The organism is Pseudomonas sp. FSL W5-0299 (assembly GCF_005930655.1).
Classification (GTDB): domain Bacteria; phylum Pseudomonadota; class Gammaproteobacteria; order Pseudomonadales; family Pseudomonadaceae; genus Aquipseudomonas; species Aquipseudomonas mandelii.
Genome location: NZ_RXHX01000002.1, coordinates 374,135 through 398,906, shown reverse-complemented (window position 1 = coordinate 398,906; position 24,772 = coordinate 374,135). Strand labels below are relative to the sequence as shown.

The window sequence follows — 24,772 nt, the reverse complement described above, 5'->3', positions numbered from 1 at the left end:
GCCGACATGCCGCGCACGCTCATAAGAAAGAACCCGAGCAACTTCAAGACCCTGCCGTTGTACGTCGAAGCGACTCCCGAAGGCTTGAGCTATCAGAGCGTCGGGATGCCGCTCAATTTCTCCCAGACCCTGCAACGTCGCCGCCCGGTGACGGTGCCCGACACTGAGCGCTTCTCGCTGGAACTGGCCAACCTTGGGGTCTCGGTGCGCCTGACCCTGCATTGGCAGAATCGCGATTACTGGGTCTTGGTGCGTCAACGCCGGCAAGACCGCGGCGATGTGGTGCTCAAGTTAATCTCCGGTTACGTGCCAGCCCACGAGCTGAACCTGCCACTGCATACGGCGATCCAGGAGATCGCCGAAGAGTGCCTGCTGGAAACCCCGGAAGGCTGGCTTGGCGGACGCTTCAATGACACCTGGCTGCCGGCGCCCTACTCCTCGGCGCTGCATTATCGCGAGGCATTACCCTTTCGCCTGACGCCGTTGTCCGGCTCCGCGCGGCCTGTGCGTTGCGCCAAGATGCAGTTGATCGAACGTCCGCGGGCTTACGTGCATTTGCCGACGGCTTCGCTGCAATTGATTTATGACTTGCGCCTGGACGTACCCAAGGAAGCCAAGTCCCTGAGCCTGTTTCATGTCGATGAGCGACTGGAGGGCGATCAGCTGGTGGCCCGGCTCGATCGCAAGCGCCCCGATTTGTATTTGATGCCGCTGCAGGACGGCCAGCCGATGGCCGAGCTGTATACCTTGAAAAAGGATCAGCTGTACCCGGCGAGTACGCGCGGGCTGTACCTAGCAGAGAGTTTTGCCCAGCAGGAAGGCTGGCTGGTGCGCGATGAGCGGATTCGCTGGAAGGATTGGGTACGGCAGCAGGGGTTGAGCCCGCCGGGGAAGGATTCGGGTCTGGCCCGGTTACGCGGGAAGGCGAAGCAATTGCTGAAGAAGATTGTGCCGCGTAAGGCAGTGCGATAGGAACAAGAGTGCTTGTGTGGCGAGGGAGCTTGCTCCCGCTCGGCTACGCAGTAGCCGCACCGGCTAACGAGTATTCCCTGAAATCACGCGGTGTATGGTTTTGGGGCCGCTTCGCAGCCCAGCGGGAGCAAGCTCCCTCACCACAGTGACCGCGTCGTCTTCAGTTATTGCGGATTTTTTCGACTATTGCGGTAGTCGAACTGTTTGCCACCAGCCCCAGTACTTTCACGGTTCCGCCGTAAGCGGTCACGATGTCCGCGCCGACCACCTGGTCGATCCCGTAATCCCCGCCCTTGACCAACACGTCCGGCTTGACCTCGCGCAGCAGGTTTTCAGGGGTGCCTTCAGGGAAGCTGATCACCCAATCCACGGCGCCCAGACCGGCCAGTACGGCCATGCGACGGTCGACGCTATTGATCGGACGACCCGGCCCTTTCAGGCGGCTGACCGAGGCATCGTCGTTGACCGCAACGATCAGACGATCGCCTTGGGCGCGTGCCTGCTCGAGGTAGGTCACGTGGCCGGCGTGCAGGATGTCGAAGCAGCCGTTGGTGAAAACAATCTTCTCTTTATGTGCTCGCGCATCGTCGACCGCCAGCAGCAACTGCTCAAGGCCCAGCACACCGCGCTCGGAACCTTCTTCGCGCTGGATGGCACGACGCAGTTCCGGGGCACTGATCGCCGCCGTACCGAGCTTGCCGACGACGATGCCCGCCGCCAGATTGGCCAGGGCCACCGCGTGTGGCAGCTCTTCGCCTGCAGCAATCGCGGCCGCCAGCGTGGAAATCACCGTGTCGCCGGCACCGGTCACGTCGAACACTTCACGCGCACGAGCCGGCAGGTGCAGCGCCGGATGGTCCGGGCGCAACAAGGTCATGCCGTGCTCGCCACGGGTCACCAGCAACGCGCCGAGGTCAAGGTCGTGCATCAACTGCGCGCCCTTGCTGACCAGCTCATGCTCATCGGCGCAACCGCCAACGATGGTTTCGAATTCGCTGAGGTTCGGCGTGATCAAACTCGCGCCACGGTAGATCGAGAAGTCCTTGCCCTTGGGATCGGCCAACACCGGAATGCCACGGGCCCGGGCGGCCTGGATCAGCACCTGATGGTTTTTCAGTGCGCCTTTGCCGTAGTCGGACAGCACCAGCACCTTGATGCCTTCGAGCAGTTCGTCGACCTGCTCGCCCAGCGCCAGGGCGTCGGTGGCGAAGGGTTCTTCGAAGTCGATACGCAGCAATTGCTGGTGACGGCTCATGACCCGCAGCTTGACGATGGTCGGCTGGTGCGCAATGCGCTGGAACAATGCCCGCACGCCAGCGCCCTTGAGGCTATTGGCCAGGCTGTCGGCAGCTTCATCGTCGCCGGTCACGCCGACCAGCGAGGCCGGTGCGCCGAGGGCGGCAATGTTCAACGCAACGTTGGCGGCACCGCCCGGGCGGTCCTCGATTTGCTCGACCTTGACTACCGGCACCGGCGCCTCAGGGGAAATCCGTGAGGTACCACCATGCCAGTAACGGTCGAGCATGACATCGCCGACCACCAAGACAGGGGCTTGATCGAATCGCGGCATGGACAACTTCATGGAGCAACCCACATACAAAATGAACAGGGGCGCGATATTACCACAGGGTTGGCACTGGCTTGCGCGACGGCTGCAACGGGATGGCCTTCAGGGTAAAACTGTTCATTTATTGAGCAAAAATGCCGTCAGTCGAAGGCAAGCGTCTGCCAGGCCCAGTGCCTCGGTATCGATCTCGCACTCGGCCGACAGCGGCGCCTCGTACGGGCTGTCGATGCCGGTGAAGTCCTTGATGCGCCCTTCCCGTGCAGCCTGATACAAACCTTTCGGGTCGCGTTGCGCGCACACCGCGAACGGCGTGCTGACATACACCTCGATGAAATCGCCTTTGGCGAATAAACGACGTGCGGCCTCACGCTCGGCGCGAAAGGGCGAGATCGCCGCAACGATCACAATCAGGCCGGCATCGACCATCAGCCGCGCCACCTCGGCCATGCGCCGGATGTTTTCCCGGCGACAATCCGCTCCCATCCCCAGATCACGGCACAAACCAGCGCGCAAGTTATCGCCATCGAGTAGAAACGTGTGCAGCTCGAACTGATTGAGCCGCAGCTCAAGGGCGTTGGCCAGGGTCGACTTGCCCGCCCCCGACAACCCCGTCAGCCAGAGGCAGCGCGGTCGCTGGGACTTGATCGAGGCCCGGGCTTCATTCGACAGCGACAAATTGTAAGGTCTGATGGCGCAAGCGGGCATGGATAGCACCTCATTCATAACCAAGCAGCTCGTAATCACGCTGGTACGCCCGCCGTACCAGCCGACGGGTCCGAACCGAGCAGAAGTCACGGGCCGGCATCGACTGCCGCTGCCGGGAACTGTTGACGTGCGGCAGCAACGCCGAATGTCCCAATTGCTCGCAGACCAGCTGGAAGTCCCGCTCCAGATGCTCCTGGTAACCCATGAAGTCCAACGCAAGATGCCCCAGGGAGTCGGTGAGAAAATCCGTCTGTGCGGCGAAATGCAGTTGCTGGCGGATCGTTTCAGGGTGCAGCCAGCGACCGACAAAGTCGTCGAAGTCGCGGTAATGGCTGACCAGTTTCTGCGCCGCGTGATCGCGCGGTCCCAACGCGTTGCCTCGCAAAAACGCGTAGGCGGAATAGGCCCTCTCCAACGGGTCGCGAACGAAAGCGAATTTGAAACAGGCGGCGAACTGCTCGGGAAACTGTTGTTCGTACCAGTACAGCGGCAAGTGACCCGGGCTCCAGTTATCGAACAGCGCCGCGCAGACGCTGCTTCCGGCGCACTTGGGGACATGAATGAACAGACAGGAGCGCTGTTCGAAGGCCTTGGGAAAATGCAGGTTGGCCGACATTGACTTGTTCACCACCTGACGGTCGACCACCGACAGGCGCCCCAGCAGGAAAGCCCGTTGCGGCTTGGGCAGGAGTTTCCAGAGATAACGTTGCAACATGAAAGCACCCGCGCGAAAGGGATGGCCCTCTCGATTGAAGTCAAGGTTCGTTCAGGAACATTAACAAGCGCGGAGCGTAGTTTTATTCAGGTTTGGTCAAGGAAGGTAAAGGTCTTGATACAAATCACCGGGCACATTGCGCGCCCGGTGAACAAAGGTCAGGCGATGTCTTCCGCCGGGGCGTCGAGGCCCATGGCGTTCAGGCGGGCGTAATAGCCATTTTGCGCCAGGAGCTCGGCATGGGTGCCGCGCTCGACGATCCGGCCCTGGTCCATGACCAGAATCAGGTCCGCCTTCTCGATGGTCGACAAGCGGTGAGCGATCACCAGGGTGGTCCGGCCTTTCATGACCTGGTCCAGTGCCGCCTGAATATGCCGCTCGGACTCGGTATCGAGGGCCGAAGTGGCTTCGTCGAGAATCAGCAACGGAGCGTTCTTCAACAACGCACGGGCAATCGCCAGGCGCTGGCGCTGACCGCCGGACAGCAACACGCCGTTCTCGCCGACCTGAGTGTCCAGGCCTTCGGGCAACTGCGCGATAAAGTCCATCGCATAGGCGTCTCTTGCCGCTTTTTCGATGTCTTCACGGGGCGCCCCCGCCAGATCGCCATAGGCAATGTTGTTGGCCACGGTGTCGCTGAACAGGGTCACGTGCTGGGTCACCTGGGCGATGTGCTTGCGCAGGTTCAGCAATTTGTACTGCTCCACTTCAACGCCATCGATCAGGATCTCGCCTTTGTCGTGGTGATAGAAACGCGGAATCAGGTTGGCCAGGGTCGACTTGCCGCTGCCCGAACGCCCGACCAGCGCCACCATTTGCCCCGGCTCGACCGAGAAACTGATGTCGTCGAGTACCTGGCGATCGGTGTCCGGGTAAGTGAAGCTCAAGTGGCGCACGTCCAGACGACCGCTGACGGCATCACGCTCGACCGTGCCGGTATCGATTTCCGGCGCGACGTCCAGCTGCTCGAAGATGCTCTCGGCACCAGCCACACCTTTCTGGATGGTCGAGCTGACTTCGGACAATTGACGGATCGGCTTGGGAAGCAGGCCGGCCAGGGTGATGTAGGCGACCATGTCACCGGCCGACGCATCGCCGCGCAGGTACAGCACCAGGAACATCAGCACCGCCATGGCGCTGTAGATCACCAGTTGCAGCAACGGTGTATAGATGGCGCCGGTACGGGTCATGCGCAGTTGTTTGTCAGTATTGCCCTGGCTGGCCTCGTAAAAGCGCTTTTCTTCGTAGACTTCGCCGCCGAAGCTGCGCACCACGCGATAGCCCTGGATGGTTTCCGAAGCCACGTGCGTCACGTCGCCCATGGCCAACTGGATTTTCTTGCTTTGCTTGCGGAATTTCTTGCTTGCTGTGCGCACCATCACCGCGATCAACGGCAGGATCGCAACCATCACCAGCGTCAGCTTCCAGTTCATGAACAGCAGCGAGGCGAACAGGAAGATGACTGTCATGCCTTCTCGGATTACGACCTTGATCGCATCTGTTGCCGCCCCGGTGACCATCGTCACGTTGAAGGTGATACGTGAAATCAGATGACCCGAGTTATGCTTGTCGAAATACCGATTGGGCAAAACCAGCAGGTTATTAAACAACTGCACACGTAAATCATGGACCAGCCCGAGGGAAACCTTGGCCAGAAAGTAGTTGCCCAGATAAGATCCCAGCCCCTGCCATGCGGCGATCAGGATGATCAGCAACGGCACCGCCTGCAGCAGTTGCAGGTCTCGCAGGTAAGGCACGGTTGGAAACAGCACTGCCTCGGGGTTGGACAGGCCGTCGACGAAGTACTTTAGGATGTAGCCGAGCATTGGCTGCGTCGAAGCGAAAATCAGAAAACCGACGATGCTGATCAGAAACAGGCTGATATACGGCCGGACATAGCCGAGCAGGCGGAAGTAGATTTTCAAGCTCGAAGGGCTTGCGGAGAGACTGGAGTCGGTCATATCACGCGAATGTCGATAAAAAGGACGCTGACTTTAGCACAGCTTCCTCAGGGTTCTGGCAATCGCATAAAGGCTGTTATTGTTACGCGTCAGATTAAGCATCAAATAGCCATCGCTCCAAAATGGCCGATCAACTTCAGGATTGAATCTCTCAGCATGCAACTCAGCGGTTTCAATAGCGTATCCAATCGAGTCTTCGATTTCATTTGCCTCTGGATTCTTCCGGTCGGCTACTTTTTGCTTTTGTGCGCGCTGTTTTTCCTGCCGGGACGAAGTCTGCATCACAAGCTTTTTTATGGTCTGTTCAGCATTCCAGCGCTGATTGCCCTTTGCTTGCGGCCCCGTGAATTCAAGGAATTGCTGCGCGAACCGATCTTCGTCGCTGCGTTGCTGTTCGCGGCCTGGGCGCTGATCAGTTTGTGCTGGGGGCCTGGCAGCGATCGCATCGCCGCCCAGTTCAAACCCCCGCTCCATACCCTGCTACTGTTCGCCGGCTGTTACTTGCTCGTGCGTTATCGCAGTGAAATCGTCCAGCCTTTGCTGTTCACCGCGGCGATGGTCGGGCTGATCGGTACGGTCTATAACCTGTTCATGTACGCTCGCATCTACGAGCCAGGCTTGCGCCTGATTGGCGGAGGCGCGTTCGATAACCCGCTGCTCGCCTCCCACATGTACGGCTTTTTCTGTGCTTACTGGCTGAGCCTGAGCATGATCTGCAAGCGCCGGCAGATGCTCTGGCTGAGCATTCCTGCAATGGCCACGATGTTCGCTGCCGTGATCGCCACCGGTTCCAGAACCCCCCTGGTCGCCCTGACACTGGCCGCGCTATGGCTGGGCTTTATCTGCTGGAACCGCCGCTCCGTTGTATTACTGAGTGCCCTGATCGTCAGCAGCGCGGCCGTGACGGCGATGTTTTCACACATGATCATCGAACGCGGCGACTCCTATCGCTTTGAAATCTGGCAGTTGGCCCTGAACAAAATTGCCGACCACCCATGGATCGGTCATGGCTACAACGCCGATCTGACCCTCGACCCCGGCATTGGCTACTCTTTGCAGGAACCGCACAGTTTTGCCTTGGGAGTGCTCTATTACGTCGGTATTTTCGGTTTGTTGCCGTGGCTGTTTTTCCAGGGCTGGGGATTATTGAGCAGCTGGCGCCATCGCGTGCAACCGCTGTTCATCATTGCGTCCACCTGGCTGGTATTCGGCATCGGCGCGGGTTTGACCGAAGGTGGCGGGATCATTTCCCGACCGAAGGAACACTGGTTCCTGCTGTGGATTCCGTTGGCGCTGATCGCTGCGCTGAGCATTAACCAGCGCGCCAAACGTTTATTGGCGATGCCGGTCAAGTCACTGAAATCGACCGTCATGCATACGATGACTGCCAATGCGCATGTGATTGAAGAAGATGGTCTGGGCCCCAAAGTGCTGCGTCTGGTCGATGGCAGCTTCCTCAAGCTGTTCCGGCGCCGCCGCTGGTACACCTCGGGTAACTTCAACCCCTATTCCGAACGCTTTGCGGTCAACAGTGAGCAATTGCGCAACCTCGGCATTCCCACCCCCCAAATCCTTGACCTGTATCGGCTCGACGATGGCAGCAGCGCCGTGCACTACTCGCCACTGCCGGGCAATACGTTGCGTCAGGTGCTGCAAGGCATTACCGCACCGGCGGTACGTCAGGCGCTGGTGGAGCGGTTCGGCAAGTTCATGGCGCAACTGCATGAACAGGGCGTCTATTTCCGCTCGCTGCATCTGGGTAACGTGCTGGTGTTGGAAGATGGCGAGTTCGGCCTGATCGATGTCGCCGACATGCGCATCTATCCTTCGTCGCTGAGCCTGTCCCTGCGTCAGCGTAATCTGCGCCATATGCAGCGCTACACGGTGGATAAGCGCTGGCTGTTTGAAGACCATTTCGAAGCACTGCTCCAGGGATACGCCATGATGGCGTCGAAATCCGCTGTCGATAACCTGCACAGGCAAGTGCTGGCCGGGAGTTCCCCGGCTCGGACTCAATGATGACTGAAACCAATCCGTTCATTGCGCTGGCAGCCTACCTGCTGGCCATCGTGACCGCCGCCCTGTTGTTGCGCGCCGTTCCGAAAATCACCCGTCACCTGGAGCATTCCGGCGAAAGCCGCTATGCCAGCATTGACGGACTACGCGGCTATCTGGCGTTTGGTGTGTTCGTGCACCATTCGGTCATCACCTGGATCTTCCTGCGCACCGGCGTTATCGAATTTCCGCCAAGCAACTTCTACTCGCAGCTGGGCCAGGGAAGCGTCGCGCTGTTTTTCATGATCACCGGTTTTCTGTTCTGGAACCGATTGCTCACTCAGGGACGTCAACACGACTGGCTGGCCTTCGCAGTCTCTCGGGTGTTTCGCCTCTACCCGTTGTACCTGCCGTTGATGCTGATTGTATTTGTCACGGTGTTCTATTTGCAGGACTGGGAACTCAAGGACCCCGGCATCCGACTGGCCGGGCAGATACTGGCCTGGCTGACGTTCGACCGACCGGACGTCAACCAGTACCACCAAACCGGCATGCTGATCTCCAACGTCACCTGGACCCTGGGCTACGAGGTGTTTTTCTATCTGGCGCTGCCATTGGCCGGCATGGTCTTCATTTATCGCGGCAGCTGGCTGCAAGTGGTGCTGTGCCTGATCGGCATTTACGCTCTGTACCAATTGGTCGGGTGGGAGCACTCACTGAAGAAGCACTTTCTGGCGAGTTTCCTGGGCGGCATTGGTGCGGCGTACTGGATACGCCGCCCACACTTGATGGCCTGGGGTCAGACGCGACAGGCGGGGATTATCGCGTTGCTGGCGCTGGCGATTGCCTTTACGGCATTCAACCGCGCGTTCAACCTGCTGCCACTGCTGCTGCTTTCCCTGTTTTTTGTCATCGTGGCCTCTGGAAACACACTGTTCGGCGCTCTCAAGCCGCGCAGCATCCGCTGGCTCGGGGAAATCAGCTACAGCACCTATTTGCTGCACGGGTTCGTGCTTTGGGTGATGGTGCAACGCCTGCCGCTGGTGATGGATCTGGACGCTCGTGACACCTGGACCTATCTGTCGCTGCTGGCCGTATGCACGTGCCTGCTGATTGTCATCAGTAGCCTGACGTTCTTGTATATAGAAAAGCCAGGCATGTCGGCCGGCCGCAAACTCTTGCAGTGGCTGCGCCAAGGCAAAAAGGCCGAAAAGAGCCTGACGGAGAAGGTCGCTCGCTGAAGCGATCAGCCCCCTTTCCAAAGCTGATAACGCATCCTCTGTAGCAGCTGGCACAACCGGACGCAGGTTTCGCCAGCTGCTGCACAGATCGCGATACGACCTTAGTCTTTTTCCAGCGGCGAAAAATACAGCCGCCCCAGACCGCGCCAGGTCTTCTTGTTCCAGGCCCTGAACGGGATCTGCGCCAGCAGCTCGCGGGCGAGCTTGCGGTCACGGTTGGCGGTCTTGAGGAACATAGAACTGAGGAACTTGTAACGCACCTCGTCGTACAGCGGATGATCGCTGAACAGCGCGTAGGAGCGCAGGATGTTGTCGACCATGAAGCGGTGGTTCTTATAGGAGTTGGTGGCGTGCTTGCGATAGCGCGCCATCAGCACATTCAGGCCATCGATAAAGTAACCGGCACGGGTCACCTTCAGCTCGATCAGCAAGTCTTCCAGTCGGATGTTCGGATCGAACCCACCCACCTTGTCCAGCGCTTCCCGGCGGATCATCAGGGTTGGCGCGGGCGGATAGGGTTTGCGCTCCAGGAACATGTCATCGAAATCCAGACGACGGAACGGCACATCACGGCGCTGACGCTTCTCGGGATACAGATTGCCGTCGGCGTCGATCAGCTCGATGTTGCCGGCGCAGATACCAACCTCGGGCTTGCCATCCATGTACGCCACCTGAGTCGCGATGCGCTCCGGCAGCATGATGTCGTCGGAACCGAATGGCACGATCAGGCTGCCCTTTGAACGGGCAATGGCGCCATTGAGCGTGTTGGTCAGCCCCTGGTTCTGCTGAACCTGGAAATCGAAACCGTACTGCGCCTGCAACACCTTGATCCGCTCGACGCTGTCATCCTTGGAACCGTCGTCGACCACCAGCAGCTCGATGTTCTTATAGGTCTGGTTGAGGACGCTGAGAATGCTTTCCTCGATGTAGCGAGCGTGGTTGTACGACGCGATGATGACGGTTACGAGAGGTTGCGCGTCGCTCATGGTTGTTCCTTGCGGGCCTGTTCCAGGCCGGAGTCGATCAGGTTCAGGTATTCCTGGCGGAACACCTCGATGTCATGTTGTTCCTGGAGATAACGGAAGGACTGCTCGCCCTTGACCTTGAGCTCGTCATCCGACAGCCCGAGGTAGTTATCCAGTGCCGTGATCAGGCTCGGCACGTCTTTTGGCGTAATCGACAACCCGCCGGCACCTTCGATCAACGGCAGCATGGCCGGCACGTTGGAGGCGATCACCGGCAGATGCCCGCTCATGCCTTCGAGCAGCGCCAGTCCCAGGCCTTCAGCCAGGGACGGCATGGTCCAGATGTCGAACGCGCGAATGTACTGCAAGGCGATTTCCTTGAAGCCCAGCAGGTGCGCGCGACCGGTCAGGCCCAGGCTTTCGATTTCGGATTTCAGGCGCGACTCTTCGCGGCCGGCACCGATGATCGCCAGCTGGGTATTGGGGTATTTGTCTTTGAGGGCAGCAAACGCCTGCAACAGATAGGTGTGACCCTTGACCGGCACCAGGCGACCCAGCGCCCCGATCAAGCGCACCGACGGATCGATGCCCAGCAGTTCACGAGCACGCTCGCGGCTGTGCTGCAAGCCTTCGGCCTGCTCGATGTCGATGGCGTTGGTAATGGCGTAGGTATTCTGGTCGGTGAAACCGCAGTCACAGTCCAACAGGTACTGCTTGACCGCCGGCGACACACCGACGAAGCGCCAGTGACGATCGATCAGGCGTTGGGTCTGGCGGCGCCGGTAAAACCGGTCGTACTCGCCAAAACCGTGGGAAATGCCGATGCACAGCGGCACCTTCAACCAGCGGTTGAGCGTCAGCATCATGTTTACCGGCTTGAAGCGGTTACAAATCACCACGTCGAATTTTTCTGCGCGGCAAAACTTGTACAGCTGCCACATCGCCCGCAGGCGCATGCCCTTGAGGGACTTGTCGGAAAACTCGAAGTACACCGAACGGTCGGCCCGGCTCACAGCCTCGCCCGGCCCGGGTTTGCCACGCAGGAATGCCGCCGTGACCTCATAGCGATCACTCGGCAGCGCCTTGACGATCTGCTCCGCGAGGTCGGCAAAATCATGGGCTTTGACGTTGTAGTCAGGCTGCAATTGCAGAACCTTTGACCGTTGACTCATAACTCTCCCCGGTGAAAACCTGTCGCATCGATGACCCAGACCGGTTCGGCGGCAATACGCCTGACCTCGGCTGGATCGGGTGGAGGCAACCGTGACCACTCGTTGCGTTTCCAGCAAACGAAATGAAAGTACGGAAACCGGCGATCGCCATAACGGGGCCATGCTAGGCCGCGAAGTGCTTCATTTCTGCTGTCGAGATGCTTCACCATGATTCAACAGCCATAACAATTCATGACGTCTGACCGCCTTGCGAAAAAATTCGTTTTCGCCAAAAAGGGGCGGCACTCTACGGGCCAGCAGACGCTGTATCAACCGACGCAAACGTCGCTTGAACGGCATGGGCGGTTGCAGGTCATGCATCATGCCCAGTGCCATGGCTTTATCACGCTGAAGGTCCAGCGACAGCGGCAGGCAGCAAGGCTGCATCGGTGTGGTCGAGTCGAAGGCCGGCGGCAGCGCGATGCCATGCCCCGCATCGCCCATCGGCCAGCGATCGTTATCGTGCAGATGATTGGCGTAGCCGAGCAAGGTGGTCGGTTGCCATTCCAGGCCTCGCAAGGCTTCGAGGACCGCTTGCTGGGCACAGAGATGATCGGGATGCGGGTCGAGCGTCGGGTGCGGCAGCACGATCACTTCAGGGCGCGCGCGCAGTATCAGTTCACGCAGATCGGCCAGCAGGTTGTTCCAGGTCGGAGCACCGTCGACGTCGCCCGGCAGGGCAAATGGATTCAACTGGCGATAGACGCGGGTGTCGCTCAATTCGGCTTCGCGGGAACCCATCGGCTTCGCCGGTGCGGCCTGCATCGCCGCCAGTTGCAGGCAGAAATAACCCAGTTGCACGCAATGCGCTTCAGGCACGCCAGCCCAACGCGGCACAGCGATGCTGTCCCAGGCGCGCAAACGGCCCTTGAGCCGCGCCGCCTCGACCTTGTTCAGGCCGATCTGCTGATAATGCTCGGCTTCGATTTCACCGGCGGTGAGGGTCACGATCCAGGCTTCATCGGCCTGGCTGTATAAACCATAGGCGGCCAGTTCGGCGTCATCGGCATGAGGGGCGATCACCATTACGCGCTGGCGGCGGTAATCCGGTTGTTCCAGCGCCCACAGCACAGGCTCACCGAGCAAGCGGCAGAAGCGTCCGTGCAGGCGCAACTCGCCCCGCGACAATACTTGCGCCTGACCACTGAGGTTCAGGTAACGCAGGCCATTCACACCGCGCTCAAAGGTTTGCCGGTCCGGATTGTCGCCACCCAACAACTCGACCACCGGGTCGATAAAGCGCCCCAGCCACGTGCTTTTTACCCGCAGCGCCAACACCAGCGTTGCGTCGTCGACCAGCATCACGCCTTCGTCCAGGCGTAACCGCTCACCGTCCAGATGCACCTTGGGCTGCGGGGTGTAGGGCGGGAAGCTGTATTGGTAATCGTCTTTGGGCGAATAGAACAAATGGTCGGCGAACCATGCCTCGTGGGCAATCCAGCCCAGCACCGCGAGTACCAGCGGCAACCACCACGCCACCAGCACGCCGATGGCAATCAACAGCACCAGCGCGATCAACAGGCCGATGCGTTTGTTGCGCCGATGGCGCTTGAGCAGTTGCTGTTTGCGGCTCATGGGTTCACTCACACGGTGAAGACCGGCACGGGATTGCACCAGCGGTCCTTGTATTCCCGGTCGGCGCGGCCGAAGGAGAACCGCAAGGGTTTACCCAGGGCGCGGGCGTGTTCCCAGGCACTTTGGGTATTGAGAAAACTCAGCACGCTGCCGGGGCTGAACTCTCGCGTTTCGGGATCGACACCGCCATTGATGTACTCGACGCTGATCCACTCCGGCGCCTCGACGCGGTACACCAGTTGAATCGCAATCGGCGCATCGTTGAGGAAAATCACCGAGCCGATCAGCAAGTCCCGCAGCAGCTCGATCACCTCGCCCATGCGCTCGGCGCCGGTGGCCGGGAAGCCCCAGCGACGCTGGAACAGGTCGCAATAGATCGCGCCCAGCTCAGCGCTGGAAAACTCGGCGACCGGCCGCACCACCCCGCCCGCCTCTTCCAGCAGACGCAATTCACGGCGCTGGTTGTAGCGAAACTTCTTCGACAACTCTTCGGGCGTGCGGGCCATCGCCAGTTGCTCAGTCTGCAGCTTGATGCCGGTGAAACGGCCTTCGTTGAGCGCCGACAAATAACGTCCGCGATGGCGCAGCGGCGCCTGCGCATCGGCGGCGGCCGGCAGGATCAACTCGGCATTGCCGAGGTCGAACAGGCCTTTTTTACCACGGCGCTTGAGTACGTCTTTGGACAGCGCCAGGTCACGGCCCCAGGTCGGGATAGCGGCTTTAACTTCACCGTTTTTTTCCCAGGCCAGGTAACGCACCGGGATCCCGGCCAACTTTGCCAGACGTTCAACTACCAGAGGATGGGTCGCGACGCTGCCGCCAAAACGTTGCCAGGCCTGTGCATAAGTCGAGGCGTCGACCACCGCCCAGCCCCGTTCGCGCCAGCCTTGAAATCGGTTGAGCATCAGCCCCTCGGTGCCAGTTCAGTGACGTGCGGCAAATGCCAGAAAGCATCGCGTACCGCGCGGTCGGAGAAACGCTCACGCAGGCGATCGAGCATCAGCTCGGCACACTGGTGACGTTGCTGGTCGTCCATCGCGGCCAGGTGTTGCAGCCCTTGGGCCAGGTGTTCGGCATCGCCCAACGGGAACAGAATGCCCACGCCTTCGACGACCTCCTTGGCCCCACCGCACGCGGTGGCGAGCAACGGTACACCGGCGGCCATGGCTTCGAGCAGCACCATGCCGAACGGCTCATGATCAGAACTCAAGGCAAACACATCGAAGGCTCGGAAGTAACGACGGGCATCCGGCACCTGGCCGAGGAACAGCACGCGGTCGCCGATACCCAGCTCCCGGGCCAGGGCCTTGAGGTCCTCCTCCAGGCGACCACTGCCGAGGATCACCAGTTGACTGTTGCCCGGCAAGCCCGGCAATGCCTCGGCAAATCCGTGCAGCAGCGTGGTCTGGTCTTTGTCTGGGTGCAGCCGTCCGACGTTGCCGACAATCCAGGCATCCGCCGACAGGCCGAGGGTTTCCCGGGCCTCGCGCACCGACACCTGGCTGGTTTGCAACGCCGGCACATCGACACGGTTATACAGCGTCTGAATCCGCCCGGCCGGCCATTTCGGCAGGCAACGGCGCATGTCGTCACGCACCGCATCGGAGACCCCGAGCAGGCTCAGGCGCTTGCGGAAAATATGCGCGAACAGTTTGCGGGTGCCGCGTTTGTAATCGCCAAACGCGTGATGCACACCAATCACCGGCAGCGAGGTGCCGAGCAAGGCGATGTAGATCGGCTTGAAGCGGTGAGCAATGCAGAAACTGAAATTGCGCGAGGCGGCGATCTTGCGCAGATCGCTGATGGCGCCCAGCTTCAGGCCACGAATGGCCTTGGAGCTGTATTCCATGAACAGCACTTCATCGGAAGCGCAGTTCGCGGCGACTTCGCTATCGGCGGCCCCGGTCAAAAAGACCGTGGTCACCCGATAACCGGTCCCCGCGAACAGGCTGGCGTACTGCCGGGCGCAGTCCAGGAACGGCCCGTCATAGCCGTGGCAGAACTGCAACACATGGCGTTCAGCCGAGCGTGTCATAAGCGTTGGCGCCCTCTTTGACCACCAGGATGTCTTCCATGATCAGATACTGTAGATCGGAACCGAAGAACATGTTCAGCGCGTCGGTCGGCGAGCAGATCATCGGCTCGCCACGACGGTTGAGCGAGGTGTTCAGCGACACGCCGTTGCCGGTCAGCACTTCCAGCGCCTTCATCATGTCGTAATAACGCGGGTTGTATTCGCGCTTGAGCACCTGGGCCCGGGACGTGCCGTCTTCGTGGACGACTTCCGGCACGCGGGTCTTCCATTCTTCAGCCACTTCGAAAGTGAAGGTCATGAACGGCGCCGGGTGATCGATCTTGATCATCTGCGGGGCCACGGTGTCGAGCATCGACGGGCAGAAAGGCCTCCAGCGCTCGCGGAACTTGATCTGGTGGTTGATGCGGTCAGCCACGCCGACAGCGCTCGGGCAACCGATGATCGAACGACCGCCCAAGGCCCGCGGACCGAACTCCATGCGGCCCTGGAACCAGGCTACCGGGTTACCGTCGACCATGATTTTGGCGATGTTTTCCGGCATGTTTTCGAGTTTGCGCCAGACCGGCTTGCTCGGATGACGGGCGCACGCGGCGACCACGTCTTCGTTGCTGTACGACGGGCCGAGGTAGACGTGTTCCATCTTCTCGACCGGCACGCCACGGGCATTGGACACGTAGGCTGCTGCGCCGACTGCGGTGCCGGCATCGCCGGAAGCAGGCTGTACGAACAGCTCCTTGACGTCGTCACGGGCGATGATTTTCTGGTTGAGCTTGACGTTCAACGCACAGCCACCGGCGTAGGCCAGTTTGCCGGTTTCCTTGAGCACGTCGCCCAGGTAGTAGTCGATCATCTGCAGCGCAATTTTTTCGAACAGCGCCTGAATGCTGGCGGCGTAGTGGATGTACGGCTCGTCGGCGATGTCGCCTTCGCGCTTCGGCCCCAGCCACTCGATCAGCTTCGGCGAGAAGTAGTAACCCTTGCCCTTCTCTTTATAACGGCGCAGGCCGATCACGTTGGCGTAGTCGGTGTTGATCACCAGTTCGCCGTTCTCGAACGAGGCCAGACGCGAGAAATCGTATTTGCTGGCATCGCCGTACGGCGCCATGCCCATGACCTTGAACTCACCGTCCAGCATGTCGAAACCGAGGAACTCGGTGATCGCGCCGTACAGGCCGCCGAGGGAGTCCGGATCAAAGAATTCCTTGATCTTGTGGATCTTGCCGTTTTCGCCATAACCGAAGAAGGTCGTGGCGTACTCGCCCTTGCCGTCGATGCCGAGGATCGCGGTTTTCTCTTTGAAACCCGAGCAGTGATAAGCGCTGGAAGCGTGGGCCAGGTGGTGTTCAACCGGCTCGATCTTGATTTTCTTCGGATCGAAGCCCAGTTGCTCCAGGCACCAGACGATCTTGTTGCGATAGCGCTTGTAGCGACGGTTGCCCATCAGGATCGCGTCGAGTGCGCGGTCCGGGGCGTACCAGTAACGCTTGGCGTACTGCCAGCGAGCCTTGCCGAAAATGCTGATCGGGGCGAACGGAATCGCGACCACGTCAACGTCGGACGGCTTGATGCCTGCCTGCTCCAGGCAGAACTTCGCCGATTCGTAAGGCATGCGGTTCTTTGCATGTTTATCGCGTACGAAGCGCTCTTCCTCAGCCGCCGCGACCAGCTTGCCGTCGATGTACAAGGCTGCTGAAGGATCATGGCTAAGGGCGCCGGACAGGCCAAGAATCGTCAATGCCACAGGGGTCTAGCCTCTTTAGTCTGCATGCAGGCGACAAGCGCCTCAAAAATTGATGTGCCCCTCGCAAGGGGCGAGAGACAGCTAAAGGGCGGGATTATAGCTTAAAAGCGACGGCAAGCCTCTAGCGGGAAGTGGCAAGCAGCAAGCTCACGCGTTGACAGCAGAAAGACGTCGACATAGGCTCCTGCTCAAATGGACTGGGAGATCCCGGTCGGCGCTATAGCCTCGGTGAGTTCATCGGGGCTTTTCGCTTTCTGAAACTGGGAAAACCTGTTTCAGGACTAGACACATCACCCGCCGGATTACAAAAGCGCTACCCGCGGCCAGCGCGCCAGTAAATACCGAGATTGCCGTCGGCGGCCTGGCGGTAAATCGTATAGGGCAAGGAAACGGTGTCCATGACCCCTGACAGGGTCAGGTCCAGCAACACAAAGGGGACGAGGAAGCCGGTGGGATCTGGCGGGGCATTCAGGATGCAGAAGTCGTAGGCCAGGCCGCTGTAGATGCGGGGGATGGACTGGCAGTAGGTTTTTTGTTTTCGCAGGCCGCGAGCGGCGTCTTCGTCATCTTGCAGCACCGTCAGCGCGGTCCCGCATCCCGATAAAGCCAGTGAGAATGTACCGATTGCAACAGCCGTTTTTATGGTCAAGGTTTGCCCTCCGTGAACGTCAGGCGAAACTAGCATCGCGGCTCTTCAGCGCACAGTTCACGGGGTCTGGGGATCATGTAGGACGGTTCACAAGAACTTGTCCTCTTAATCTCGGGTGTCTGTTCTGGCCCCATCGCGAGCAGGCTCGCTCCTACATTTGATCTGCGGTGAACACAGAGCCCCTGTGGGAGCGAGCCGGCTCCGGGCGGCGTTCCGACGATAGGGTCGAAGACCCGATTCAGGCCGCGCCAGAGATGTCTTTGGGCAGACGCTGGTCAATGACCTGATACAGCGCACTGCTCTCGGGCCAGTTACGCATGAACCGCGCCCGGTCCCGCGCATACGCCGGGGCAAAGCTCCCTACAGAGCCATGCTGACACATCGAATCCAGATCGATCAGCGCCCAGCGATCCTGCTGCCAGAACAGGTTATGCCCCTTGAAATCCCCATGACTGATGCGCTCGCGGATCAGCTCGGCAAACAAATGATCCAGCGCCACCAATTCAGCCTCGGGCGCATCACCCTTTTCAACGTACGGCGCAAAGCGCTCGATGATGTCCGGCCCCGGCAGATACTCAGTGATCAAGTACGCCCGGCTGCGCAGCCAGAGAAAACGCTTCTCCAGCAACGCCAGCGGTTTGGGCGTGGCGATGCCGAGGAACGCGAGGCGATTGCCTTCGCGCCACGAGTGCCAGGCACGGCTCGGACGCCAGAAGCGTTTGAGCCAGTGGGCAAAGCCTTTGATGTTGTAGCGCTTGATCACCAGCGTCCGACCACCAACCTCGACTTTTCCTACACTCGCTGCACCGCCAGTCTTGTACAGATGGCCCTGATCGAGCAAGGCATCGGCCTGTTCCAGCACCGGCAGCATCGCCGCCTCTTCTTCACGACGAATAGCCCGCAAGCCAAAAGGCCCGCGCTGGACGCTGAACAACGAACACTCGCGCCCCACCTTGATCAGGTAGTCCTTCAAGCGCCAGCTGCGAACCTTGTCGATCTGCTTCTGCAACGCTTCCATCGGCAAGGCGTGTTCGCCGTTACTCAGCAGGTAATACACCAGCAATTCTTCGGTGTACGGTTCCAAAGACTTGGGCAACTGGGCGAAGAACACGCCGAGGTTTTCCAGGACTTTCTGCCGAGACAGCGGCTGGCCCGGGGTCTCAGCACAGACTCCGCCGCCATCGATCAGGTACAGCCGACCTCGCTGACGCAGGAGATTGTCCAGATGAAGGTCTTCCTGCCAGAGCCCCTTGCGATGCATTTGGCCGATAGCGCCTAACGCCTCGGCCAACACGGCCCCTTGCATATCAGCCAGCACCGGCAAGTGTTCGACTTTTTTCCAGGTCTCCCCCAGGCTCTCGGCGCCTTCGAGGAAATCGAACAGTAGCCAGCCGCCCTCGCCCTCTTTCAGGCCGTCCACCAGCAACTGCGGAGTGGTCAGCCCTTGATCGGCGAGCAAACGCACGCCGTCCAGTTCACGCTGAAAATGCCGCGCCGCCTTGCCGCCGACCAACAACTTGGCCAGCACCGGCCGGCCGCGCCACACGCCGGCGCCGACATAACGCTGCCCCGGCAATACGCGCAACAAGCTCAGCAACTGCAACTCGGCGGGACCGGCAGCATCGGCCAGTGAAATGCTCATCGGCAGGCTCGGGCTGCGGCCCGCGCCTTTCAATTCGGACAAACGCATCAGCGCGCCTCCTTGTGACTGCGTCGCGCGGTGAGGCGCGAAACCCAACTGTCCACCAGCGAACTGTCCCGTGGCTGATCCACATAAACCGCCAGCAATTCGCGCAACTGCGCTTCGGTCCACTCCGGCGCGCGGCGCAGCAACGGTTCCAGGTCCTTGACCCGGTCACGCTGGCCGAACAGCAACGGCCGGGTTTTTTCCAGGTCGATCAACTGCGCCTGATAACCCTCACCCGTGGCCTGGAGGAAAATGTGCTTGGGGTAGAAACAGCCGTGAAGCTGGCGCACGCCGTGCAGGCGCCGCGCCAGTTCGCCACAGGCTTTCATGATGGCCGTGTGTTGCGCTTCGCTCAGGTCCGACCAGCGCTGTAACAGCGAATCCAGGTCATCCCAACCGTCCAACGCACGGGTCAGCAGAACCGCCCGCACTTCCCCATCGACTTTGCGCTCACCAAAAAACGCCGCTTTCAGCGCCGGAATACCCAGCTTCTGATAACGACTGATGTTGCGAAACTCGCGGGCAAAACTCGGTTCGCCGAACGGCGCATGGAAGGTGCGCGTCAGGTAGTTGCTCTGGCGCTTGAGGTAGTAGCCATGACCTTCCAGATCCAGCCGAAACACGCTACTCCAGCCGCCACTGACGGTGTTGGGCTCATCCACCGCCTCAAGTTGCTTGTCCCAGAGTGCATCGAACGTGCCGAGGCCGTGGCGCTCAAGCAGCGCACGGTCTTCAGCGGCCAGGAAATCAGTCATTCGCGCCCCTCGAAAAATCTCACCACGTGCCGGATGCGTTTTTTGTCGTCGGCATTCAGCCGGTCACGCTGGCGGTATTGCAGGTAAAAGCGCAGGCGCTGGGTGGCCGACAGGTGATATTTCGCCACCTTGTCGAGGCAGGCCAGGTCTTTGGTGATCCGGTATTTGAGCCAGAAGCCGCGCCAGAAATCGCCGTTGGGGCAATCGATCAGGAACAGCTTGGCCTCATCGTCGATCAGCAGATTACGCCACTTCAAATCGTTATGGGTGAAACGGTTGTCGTGCATGGTCCGGGTGTAACCGGCCAACTGACGGCTGACGGAATCGACCCAGGCGCGGTCCGCCAGCTTGGGATCGTGGCGGTCGGCGAGGGCCGACAAGTCTTCGGTGTTGGGCAGTTCGCGGGTGATCATCGCGCCACGAGCATACGCCGCGCCTCGCCGCTCCAGCCCCCAGGCAACCACTTCAGCGGTCGGAATGCCCCACTTGGCGAAGCGCTTGAGGTTCTGCCATTCGGCCTTGACCCGGGGTTTGCCCAGGTAGCGGCGCAGGCCTTTGCCGGCACCCACGTAGCGCTTGACGTAATAATTGACGCCGTTGCGATTGACGCGGATGACCTCGGACAACGGGTCGCGGGTCAGGCGTTCACCCTGAAGCGCAAACACTGCTTCCAGGCTGCCAAAATCTTCCGTCAGATCGCTGTAAGCAGGTTCCAACTTCCAACCGGGCATCAGAGCGCATCCCCGTATCGCTGTTTACGGTCGTAAAGTTTGTTGGCTTTGCCTTCAAGCCAGGCGAGCAACGGCGCTTCTTCAGCCAGAATCTGGCGCAATGGCTGCTGGAAGTAGCCTTTGAGGAATCGCAGTTTGTCGCGTTGGGTCAGGCCGATGTCCAGGGCCGAAAAGTACAACGCCGCCAGATCCTTGTTGCGCCAGCGCTGGGTAATGGCCGGCCGGGTCTGGGCGCGGTGCAGGTCGATCACCGAGAGCTTGAAGTCTTCAGCCGTCACCGGTTTATCGGTGTGCAGCAGGAAGTGGCAGATGTAGCAGTCGCGGTGGTTGACCCCGGCGCGGTGCATCATGCCGGTCATGCGCGCGACTTCGGCGATCAGCGCGCGCTTGAGTCTGGGCTCGGGCGGGTTCTTGATCCAGTCGATGCTGAAGTCTTCGAGGCTAACGGTGGGCGCCAGCTCTTCGGTGACGATAAACGAGTGTTGATCCGCCGGGTTGCTGCCCTTTTCGCCATAAGCGACGGCGGTCATGGTCGGCACGCCGACTTCTTTGAGGCGCTGAATGGCCTTCCACTCCTGACCCGCGCCGAGTACCGGCAGCTTGGCCGTCAGCAGGTTCTTGAAGATCTCGCCCCAGCCGATGCCACGGTGGATCTTCACGAAAAAGCCATTGCCGTTCACTTCAGTGCGCAAGGTCCGGCGCGCTTCCAGTTCACGGTAAACCTCGCCCTGCAAGCCTTCCACTTCGGTGAACGCATCGCGTCCGGCCCAAAGGCTCTTGAACGGTTCAGCCAGCATCAACTTCATTAAGCGTGCTCCGCCAGAATCACATCGGCCGCGTGCTGCGGCATGCTGTAGAGGTCGGCCGTCTCAGCGAAGGCCAGACCGTTGCGGCTCCAGGCCGCCCGTGCTTGAGCGTCGTTCAACATGCCGGTCAGGTACTGCGTCAGTTGCGCCTGATCGAACGGTTCGTCCAACACCAGGCCGGCGTCGGCCTCGGCGATGTAATGGGCGTAACCACAGACCGCGCTCACCAATACCGGCAACCCGGCCACCAGGGCTTCGAGCAACACAGTCCCGGTGTTTTCGTTATACGCCGGATGAATCAGCAGGTCGGCACCCAGCAGGAAACGTGGGATATCGCTGCGCCCCTTGAGGAACGTCACGTTGTCGCCGAGCCCCAAAGTGGCGCTCTGCATCTGGAATAATTTGGGGTCATCCTGGCCAATTACAAACAGCCGGGTGCGTTTCTTCAGATCAGCGGGCAACGCGGCCAGCGCCTTGAGGCTGCGATCCACCCCCTTGGTCTTGAACCCGGAGCCGATCTGCACCAGCAGCAGCTCATCGTCCTTGAGGTTGAATTCGCGACGGAAATCGGCTCGGATTTCGGCGGCATTGGCGGGTGCGCGACGGTCCTGGGAGATCCCCGGCGGCAGCAAATGGAAGCGTTCCAGCGGTGTGTCGTAATGCTTGATGAACAGCGGCTGCTGGACTTCGGAAATCATCAGCACTTCCGTCTTGGCGTCCTTGGCGAACACCGCGCGCTCGTACTCGGCGAAGTGCCGGTAGCGGCCCCAACGACGGTACAGCGAGTTGCGCAGGTTCTGCGCCTTGTCTTCAAAGCAACCATCGGCGGCGTAGTAAACGTCCAGGCCCGGCATCTTGTTGAAGCCGATCAGACGGTCCACAGGACGCTTGGCCAGGTCCGCCTCCATCCACTCGCTGAGCTTTTCATTACGGCGATGATTGAAGAACGCCTTGACCGGCGCCACCAGCACTTCGAAACCCGGCGGGACATCGCCTTCCCAGATCAGCGTGTAGACGCGAATTTGATGGCCGCGCTGTTGGCACTCCAGGGCGATGCGCATGAAATCGCGCTGCAACCCCCCGAACGGAAAGTACTTGTACAAGACGAATGCCAATTGCATCAGCGCAGCTCCTCAGCCAGTAACAACGTGCTCAGTCGGGTCGCGACACGCTCGGGATTCAGACGCGTGAAGCACAGGGGCCACTCGCGTTTCAGGTCGAACTGACGGGCATCTTCGGCCGTCGGTTGATACGTACATTTCTTTTGCAGGCACGGCGCGCAGGGGAAATCGCTGGCGATGTGAATCTGCGCCTTGCCGTAGGCGCCGGTCAGGCCCGGGTTGGTCGGACCGAACAGCGAAAGGGTCGGTACGTCGAGCGCGGCGGCCAGATGACCGAGGCCGGTGTCCACGGCCACGCAGGCTTGAGCGCCAGCCAATACTTTGCCGACACCGGCCAGGTTCAGTTTGGGCAGCACTTCGACATGCCGGAACCCGGCGGCGATGCGTTCGGCCCGGGCCTTCTCGACCGGATTGCCCCACGGCAGCTTCACGGCAACACCGAGATAGCCAACGCGCTCGGCCAGTTCGCGCCAATAGGCTTCCGGCCAGTGCTTGGTGTCCCACGTGGTGCCGTGCAGGAACAGCACATAGGGGTTCTTGCGCGGCAGTTCCACCAGGCGCTCGACGTTCAAGCCGTAATCGCCCAGGCCTTTGGGCAGGTCGTAGCCCAAGGCCAGAGCGAACAATTGACGTACCCGCTCTACCGCGTGTTGTCCACGGCCCACGGCCAGACGACGGGAATAGAAACGTGCGGCGATGGGCTCGCGCGCCGAGTCCTTGTCGAGCCCGGCGACCGGCGCTTTGACATAGCGCGTCAACCAGGCGCTTTTGAGCAGGCCCTGGGCATCAATCACCAGATCGTATCGGGTGGCGCGAACGCTTTGTTTGAAGCGCTTCCACTCGCCACTCTTGAGGGTTTGCCAGAGGTTCTTGCGCCAGCGACGTATCGCCACCGGGATCACCTTGCCCACGGCCGGGTGCCAGGTCGGGATCTCGGCGAAGCCTTCTTCCACCACCCAGTCGAACGTGATGCCGGGGATCGCCCGCGCCGCGTCGGTCAACGCGGGCAACGCGTGAATCACGTCGCCCAGCGAAGATGTCTTGATCAACAGAACGCGCAAGCTATTTGACCTCGACCACAGTGCCCTGCAACCGCTGCAAGGCTTCGTTCACCGCTTGCGGCATGAGCTGGCGCAGGCAGTTGTAATGACCGAAGCGGCAGGTGCGATCGAAGCACGGGCTGCATTCGAGGCCCAGGCGCACAATCTCGACGTGCTCGGCCAAGGGTGGCGTGAAGCCCGGCGATGTCGAACCGTAGACGGCCACCAGCGGGCGGTTGAGCGCAGCGGCGACGTGCATCAGGCCGGAGTCGTTGGACACCACCGAATCGGCGCAGGACATCAGGTCGATAGCTTCGGCCAGGGAGGTCCCGCCGCTGAGGTTGACCGACTCTTCGCGCAGGCCGGGAATCAGCCGTGCGCGGATGTCCTCGCCGACCGCGTGATCGTTTTTCGAACCGAACAACCAGACTTGCCAGCCTTCGCGGATCTTCGCTTCGGCGACCTTGGCGTAGTGCTCGGACGGCCAGCGCTTGGATTCGCCGAACTCTGCACCTGGGCACAGGGCCAACACCGGGCGGTCGAGGGTCAGGCCAAACTTGGCCAGCGCCGCCTCGCGGGTGACCGGGTCGATCTGCAGGCTTGGCCGTGGATACGGTGTCGGCAGTTCGGCACCGCGCTCAAATGCCAGCGCCATGAAGCGCTCGATCATCAGCGGATAACGTTCTTTATCCAGCGTGCGCACGTCATTAAGCAGGCCGTAGCGGAACTCGCCGCGCCAGCCGGTGCGTTTCCGGATCCCGGCGAAGAACGGCACCAGAGCCGACTTCAAGGAGTTTGGCAGCAGGATCGCCTGATCGTACTGGCCGGCCAGGGATTTGCCGATGCGCCGACGCGTCGCCAGCTCCAAGGCGCCATGGCCGAGCGGAAAGCTCAAGGCCTGACGGACTTCGGGCATGCGCTCCAGGATCGGCCGGCTCCATTCGGGGGCCAGGACGTCGATTTCGCATTGCGGGTGGCGTTGCTTGAGACACTGAAACAGTGTCTGCGCCATCACCATGTCACCGACCCAACTGGGCCCAACGATCAGAATTTTCATGTGGTTTCCATAAACGAACCGGGGAGGCATACGCCTCCCCGCCTCGAGAATCACTGCGGGAGCCTGTCGGCTTGCGATGGGTCATCACCTTCAACATTGCTGTCGACTGTCACTCCGCTATCGCGAGCAGGCTCGCTCCCACATTGGGATTTGGTGTGCATCGTTCTGCGATACAAAGCAGATCTACTGTGGGAGCGAGCCTGCTCGCGAAGGGGCCGTCACATCCAGCATCGATGGCGACTG

22 protein-coding genes and 1 pseudogene are annotated in these 24,772 nt (G+C 60.5%); 3 read left to right on the top strand and 20 right to left on the bottom strand.

Going from position 1 to position 24,772, the window contains the following annotated elements; all coding sequences use genetic code 11:
• The first annotated feature begins 6 nt into the window (after positions 1–6).
• A complete protein-coding gene (locus FHL16_RS05510) occupies positions 7–972 on the top strand; it encodes a hypothetical protein (RefSeq protein WP_010464265.1) in 966 nt (321 codons plus the stop codon).
• 160 nt (positions 973–1,132) lie between these two features.
• Here the strand turns inward: FHL16_RS05510 and hldE are convergent, their stop codons facing one another.
• From hldE to FHL16_RS34340, 5 genes are all read right to left on the bottom strand, one after another.
• The gene (hldE, locus tag FHL16_RS05505; RefSeq protein WP_010464267.1) at positions 1,133–2,554 is read right to left on the bottom strand and encodes a bifunctional D-glycero-beta-D-manno-heptose-7-phosphate kinase/D-glycero-beta-D-manno-heptose 1-phosphate adenylyltransferase HldE; all 1,422 of its coding nucleotides are present in this window, start codon (positions 2,552–2,554) and stop codon (positions 1,133–1,135) included.
• A gap of 102 nt (positions 2,555–2,656) precedes the next feature.
• On the bottom strand, positions 2,657–3,262 hold the full coding sequence (gene cysC / locus FHL16_RS05500) for an adenylyl-sulfate kinase (protein WP_077747662.1): 606 nt from the start codon (positions 3,260–3,262) through the stop codon (positions 2,657–2,659).
• Positions 3,255–3,959 carry a sulfotransferase family 2 domain-containing protein gene (locus FHL16_RS05495; protein WP_077747661.1) on the bottom strand — a complete coding sequence of 235 codons (705 nt, stop codon included), beginning with the start codon at positions 3,957–3,959 and terminating at the stop codon, positions 3,255–3,257. Before FHL16_RS05495 ends, cysC begins: the two co-directional genes overlap by 8 nt.
• A 158-nt stretch (positions 3,960–4,117) precedes the next feature.
• Positions 4,118–5,920, bottom strand: coding sequence for a lipid A export permease/ATP-binding protein MsbA (msbA, locus tag FHL16_RS05490; RefSeq protein WP_077747660.1), 1,803 nt, complete (start codon positions 5,918–5,920; stop codon positions 4,118–4,120).
• Positions 5,921–5,953: 33 nt separating this feature from the next.
• The gene (locus FHL16_RS34340; RefSeq protein WP_238706153.1) at positions 5,954–6,394 is read right to left on the bottom strand and encodes a hypothetical protein; all 441 of its coding nucleotides are present in this window, start codon (positions 6,392–6,394) and stop codon (positions 5,954–5,956) included.
• A 27-nt stretch (positions 6,395–6,421) separates the two neighbouring features.
• Between FHL16_RS34340 and FHL16_RS05485 the strand changes: the two genes are divergently transcribed.
• Both FHL16_RS05485 and FHL16_RS05480 read left to right on the top strand, forming a co-directional pair.
• Positions 6,422–7,939, top strand: coding sequence for an O-antigen ligase family protein (locus FHL16_RS05485; RefSeq protein WP_371917141.1), 1,518 nt, complete (start codon positions 6,422–6,424; stop codon positions 7,937–7,939).
• On the top strand, positions 7,939–9,156 hold the full coding sequence (locus tag FHL16_RS05480; protein WP_077747679.1) for an acyltransferase family protein: 1,218 nt from the start codon (positions 7,939–7,941) through the stop codon (positions 9,154–9,156). Before FHL16_RS05485 ends, FHL16_RS05480 begins: the two co-directional genes overlap by 1 nt.
• Before the next feature lie 101 nt (positions 9,157–9,257).
• Here FHL16_RS05480 and FHL16_RS05475 read toward each other — a convergent pair whose 3' ends face one another.
• The 15 genes and pseudogenes from FHL16_RS05475 to waaF form a co-directional block, all read right to left on the bottom strand.
• Complete coding sequence (locus tag FHL16_RS05475; RefSeq protein WP_010464275.1) at positions 9,258–10,142, bottom strand: glycosyltransferase; 885 nt, start codon at positions 10,140–10,142, stop codon at positions 9,258–9,260.
• Positions 10,139–11,293: a glycosyltransferase family 4 protein gene (locus FHL16_RS05470; RefSeq protein WP_077747658.1), complete on the bottom strand. Its 1,155-nt coding sequence runs from the start codon at positions 11,291–11,293 to the stop codon at positions 10,139–10,141. The genes FHL16_RS05475 and FHL16_RS05470 overlap by 4 nt, the downstream gene beginning before the upstream one ends.
• Positions 11,290–11,448, bottom strand: a pseudogene (locus FHL16_RS34940) (DUF6625 family protein); the annotation flags it as partial. The gene FHL16_RS05470 and the pseudogene FHL16_RS34940, both read right to left, overlap by 4 nt.
• Positions 11,449–11,473: 25 nt before the next feature.
• Positions 11,474–12,907, bottom strand: coding sequence for a PIG-L deacetylase family protein (locus tag FHL16_RS05460; RefSeq protein WP_077747656.1), 1,434 nt, complete (start codon positions 12,905–12,907; stop codon positions 11,474–11,476).
• 8 nt (positions 12,908–12,915) lie between these two features.
• A complete protein-coding gene (locus FHL16_RS05455; protein ID WP_077747655.1) occupies positions 12,916–13,812 on the bottom strand; it encodes an antimicrobial resistance protein Mig-14 in 897 nt (298 codons plus the stop codon).
• Positions 13,812–14,942: a glycosyltransferase gene (locus tag FHL16_RS05450; protein ID WP_077747654.1), complete on the bottom strand. Its 1,131-nt coding sequence runs from the start codon at positions 14,940–14,942 to the stop codon at positions 13,812–13,814. Before FHL16_RS05450 ends, FHL16_RS05455 begins: the two co-directional genes overlap by 1 nt.
• Positions 14,926–16,683: a carbamoyltransferase family protein gene (locus FHL16_RS05445; protein WP_010464288.1), complete on the bottom strand. Its 1,758-nt coding sequence runs from the start codon at positions 16,681–16,683 to the stop codon at positions 14,926–14,928. The genes FHL16_RS05450 and FHL16_RS05445 overlap by 17 nt, the downstream gene beginning before the upstream one ends.
• Before the next feature lie 313 nt (positions 16,684–16,996).
• Positions 16,997–17,332, bottom strand: coding sequence for a YceK/YidQ family lipoprotein (locus FHL16_RS05440; protein WP_077747653.1), 336 nt, complete (start codon positions 17,330–17,332; stop codon positions 16,997–16,999).
• 238 nt (positions 17,333–17,570) lie between these two features.
• Entirely contained in the window at positions 17,571–19,022 is a 1,452-nt protein-coding gene (locus FHL16_RS05435) for a lipopolysaccharide kinase InaA family protein (protein WP_077747652.1), read from the bottom strand.
• Positions 19,022–19,774 (bottom strand): lipopolysaccharide kinase InaA family protein, encoded by a 753-nt coding sequence (locus FHL16_RS05430; RefSeq protein ID WP_077747651.1) that lies wholly within the window; start codon positions 19,772–19,774, stop codon positions 19,022–19,024. The genes FHL16_RS05435 and FHL16_RS05430 overlap by 1 nt, the downstream gene beginning before the upstream one ends.
• A complete protein-coding gene (locus FHL16_RS05425) occupies positions 19,771–20,505 on the bottom strand; it encodes a lipopolysaccharide kinase InaA family protein (RefSeq protein WP_010464295.1) in 735 nt (244 codons plus the stop codon). Before FHL16_RS05425 ends, FHL16_RS05430 begins: the two co-directional genes overlap by 4 nt.
• Positions 20,505–21,311 carry a lipopolysaccharide core heptose(I) kinase RfaP gene (rfaP, locus tag FHL16_RS05420; protein ID WP_077747650.1) on the bottom strand — a complete coding sequence of 269 codons (807 nt, stop codon included), beginning with the start codon at positions 21,309–21,311 and terminating at the stop codon, positions 20,505–20,507. Before rfaP ends, FHL16_RS05425 begins: the two co-directional genes overlap by 1 nt.
• Positions 21,311–22,432 (bottom strand): glycosyltransferase family 4 protein, encoded by a 1,122-nt coding sequence (locus FHL16_RS05415; RefSeq protein ID WP_077747649.1) that lies wholly within the window; start codon positions 22,430–22,432, stop codon positions 21,311–21,313. Before FHL16_RS05415 ends, rfaP begins: the two co-directional genes overlap by 1 nt.
• Entirely contained in the window at positions 22,432–23,493 is a 1,062-nt protein-coding gene (gene waaC, locus FHL16_RS05410) for a lipopolysaccharide heptosyltransferase I (protein WP_077747648.1), read from the bottom strand. Before waaC ends, FHL16_RS05415 begins: the two co-directional genes overlap by 1 nt.
• A gap of 1 nt (position 23,494) precedes the next feature.
• Complete coding sequence (waaF, locus tag FHL16_RS05405) at positions 23,495–24,529, bottom strand: lipopolysaccharide heptosyltransferase II (RefSeq protein ID WP_077747647.1); 1,035 nt, start codon at positions 24,527–24,529, stop codon at positions 23,495–23,497.
• Positions 24,530–24,772 lie beyond the last annotated feature (243 nt).

Coding starts and splice junctions, on each gene's coding strand:
- waaF (WP_077747647.1), bottom strand. CDS start 24,529: ATGAAAATTCTGATCGTTGGGCCCAGTTGGGTCGGTGACATGGTGATG.
- FHL16_RS05425 (WP_010464295.1), bottom strand. CDS start 20,505: ATGCCCGGTTGGAAGTTGGAACCTGCTTACAGCGATCTGACGGAAGAT.
- FHL16_RS05430 (WP_077747651.1), bottom strand. CDS start 19,774: ATGACTGATTTCCTGGCCGCTGAAGACCGTGCGCTGCTTGAGCGCCAC.
- cysC (WP_077747662.1), bottom strand. CDS start 3,262: ATGAATGAGGTGCTATCCATGCCCGCTTGCGCCATCAGACCTTACAAT.
- FHL16_RS05435 (WP_077747652.1), bottom strand. CDS start 19,022: ATGCGTTTGTCCGAATTGAAAGGCGCGGGCCGCAGCCCGAGCCTGCCG.
- hldE (WP_010464267.1), bottom strand. CDS start 2,554: ATGAAGTTGTCCATGCCGCGATTCGATCAAGCCCCTGTCTTGGTGGTC.
- FHL16_RS05455 (WP_077747655.1), bottom strand. CDS start 13,812: ATGCTCAACCGATTTCAAGGCTGGCGCGAACGGGGCTGGGCGGTGGTC.
- FHL16_RS05415 (WP_077747649.1), bottom strand. CDS start 22,432: ATGCAATTGGCATTCGTCTTGTACAAGTACTTTCCGTTCGGGGGGTTG.
- rfaP (WP_077747650.1), bottom strand. CDS start 21,311: ATGAAGTTGATGCTGGCTGAACCGTTCAAGAGCCTTTGGGCCGGACGC.
- FHL16_RS05470 (WP_077747658.1), bottom strand. CDS start 11,293: ATGAGTCAACGGTCAAAGGTTCTGCAATTGCAGCCTGACTACAACGTC.
- FHL16_RS05450 (WP_077747654.1), bottom strand. CDS start 14,942: ATGACACGCTCGGCTGAACGCCATGTGTTGCAGTTCTGCCACGGCTAT.
- FHL16_RS34340 (WP_238706153.1), bottom strand. CDS start 6,394: ATGGAGCGGGGGTTTGAACTGGGCGGCGATGCGATCGCTGCCAGGCCC.
- FHL16_RS05510 (WP_010464265.1), top strand. CDS start 7: ATGCCGCGCACGCTCATAAGAAAGAACCCGAGCAACTTCAAGACCCTG.
- msbA (WP_077747660.1), bottom strand. CDS start 5,920: ATGACCGACTCCAGTCTCTCCGCAAGCCCTTCGAGCTTGAAAATCTAC.
- FHL16_RS05480 (WP_077747679.1), top strand. CDS start 7,939: ATGACTGAAACCAATCCGTTCATTGCGCTGGCAGCCTACCTGCTGGCC.
- FHL16_RS05495 (WP_077747661.1), bottom strand. CDS start 3,959: ATGTTGCAACGTTATCTCTGGAAACTCCTGCCCAAGCCGCAACGGGCT.
- FHL16_RS05475 (WP_010464275.1), bottom strand. CDS start 10,142: ATGAGCGACGCGCAACCTCTCGTAACCGTCATCATCGCGTCGTACAAC.
- FHL16_RS05460 (WP_077747656.1), bottom strand. CDS start 12,907: ATGAGCCGCAAACAGCAACTGCTCAAGCGCCATCGGCGCAACAAACGC.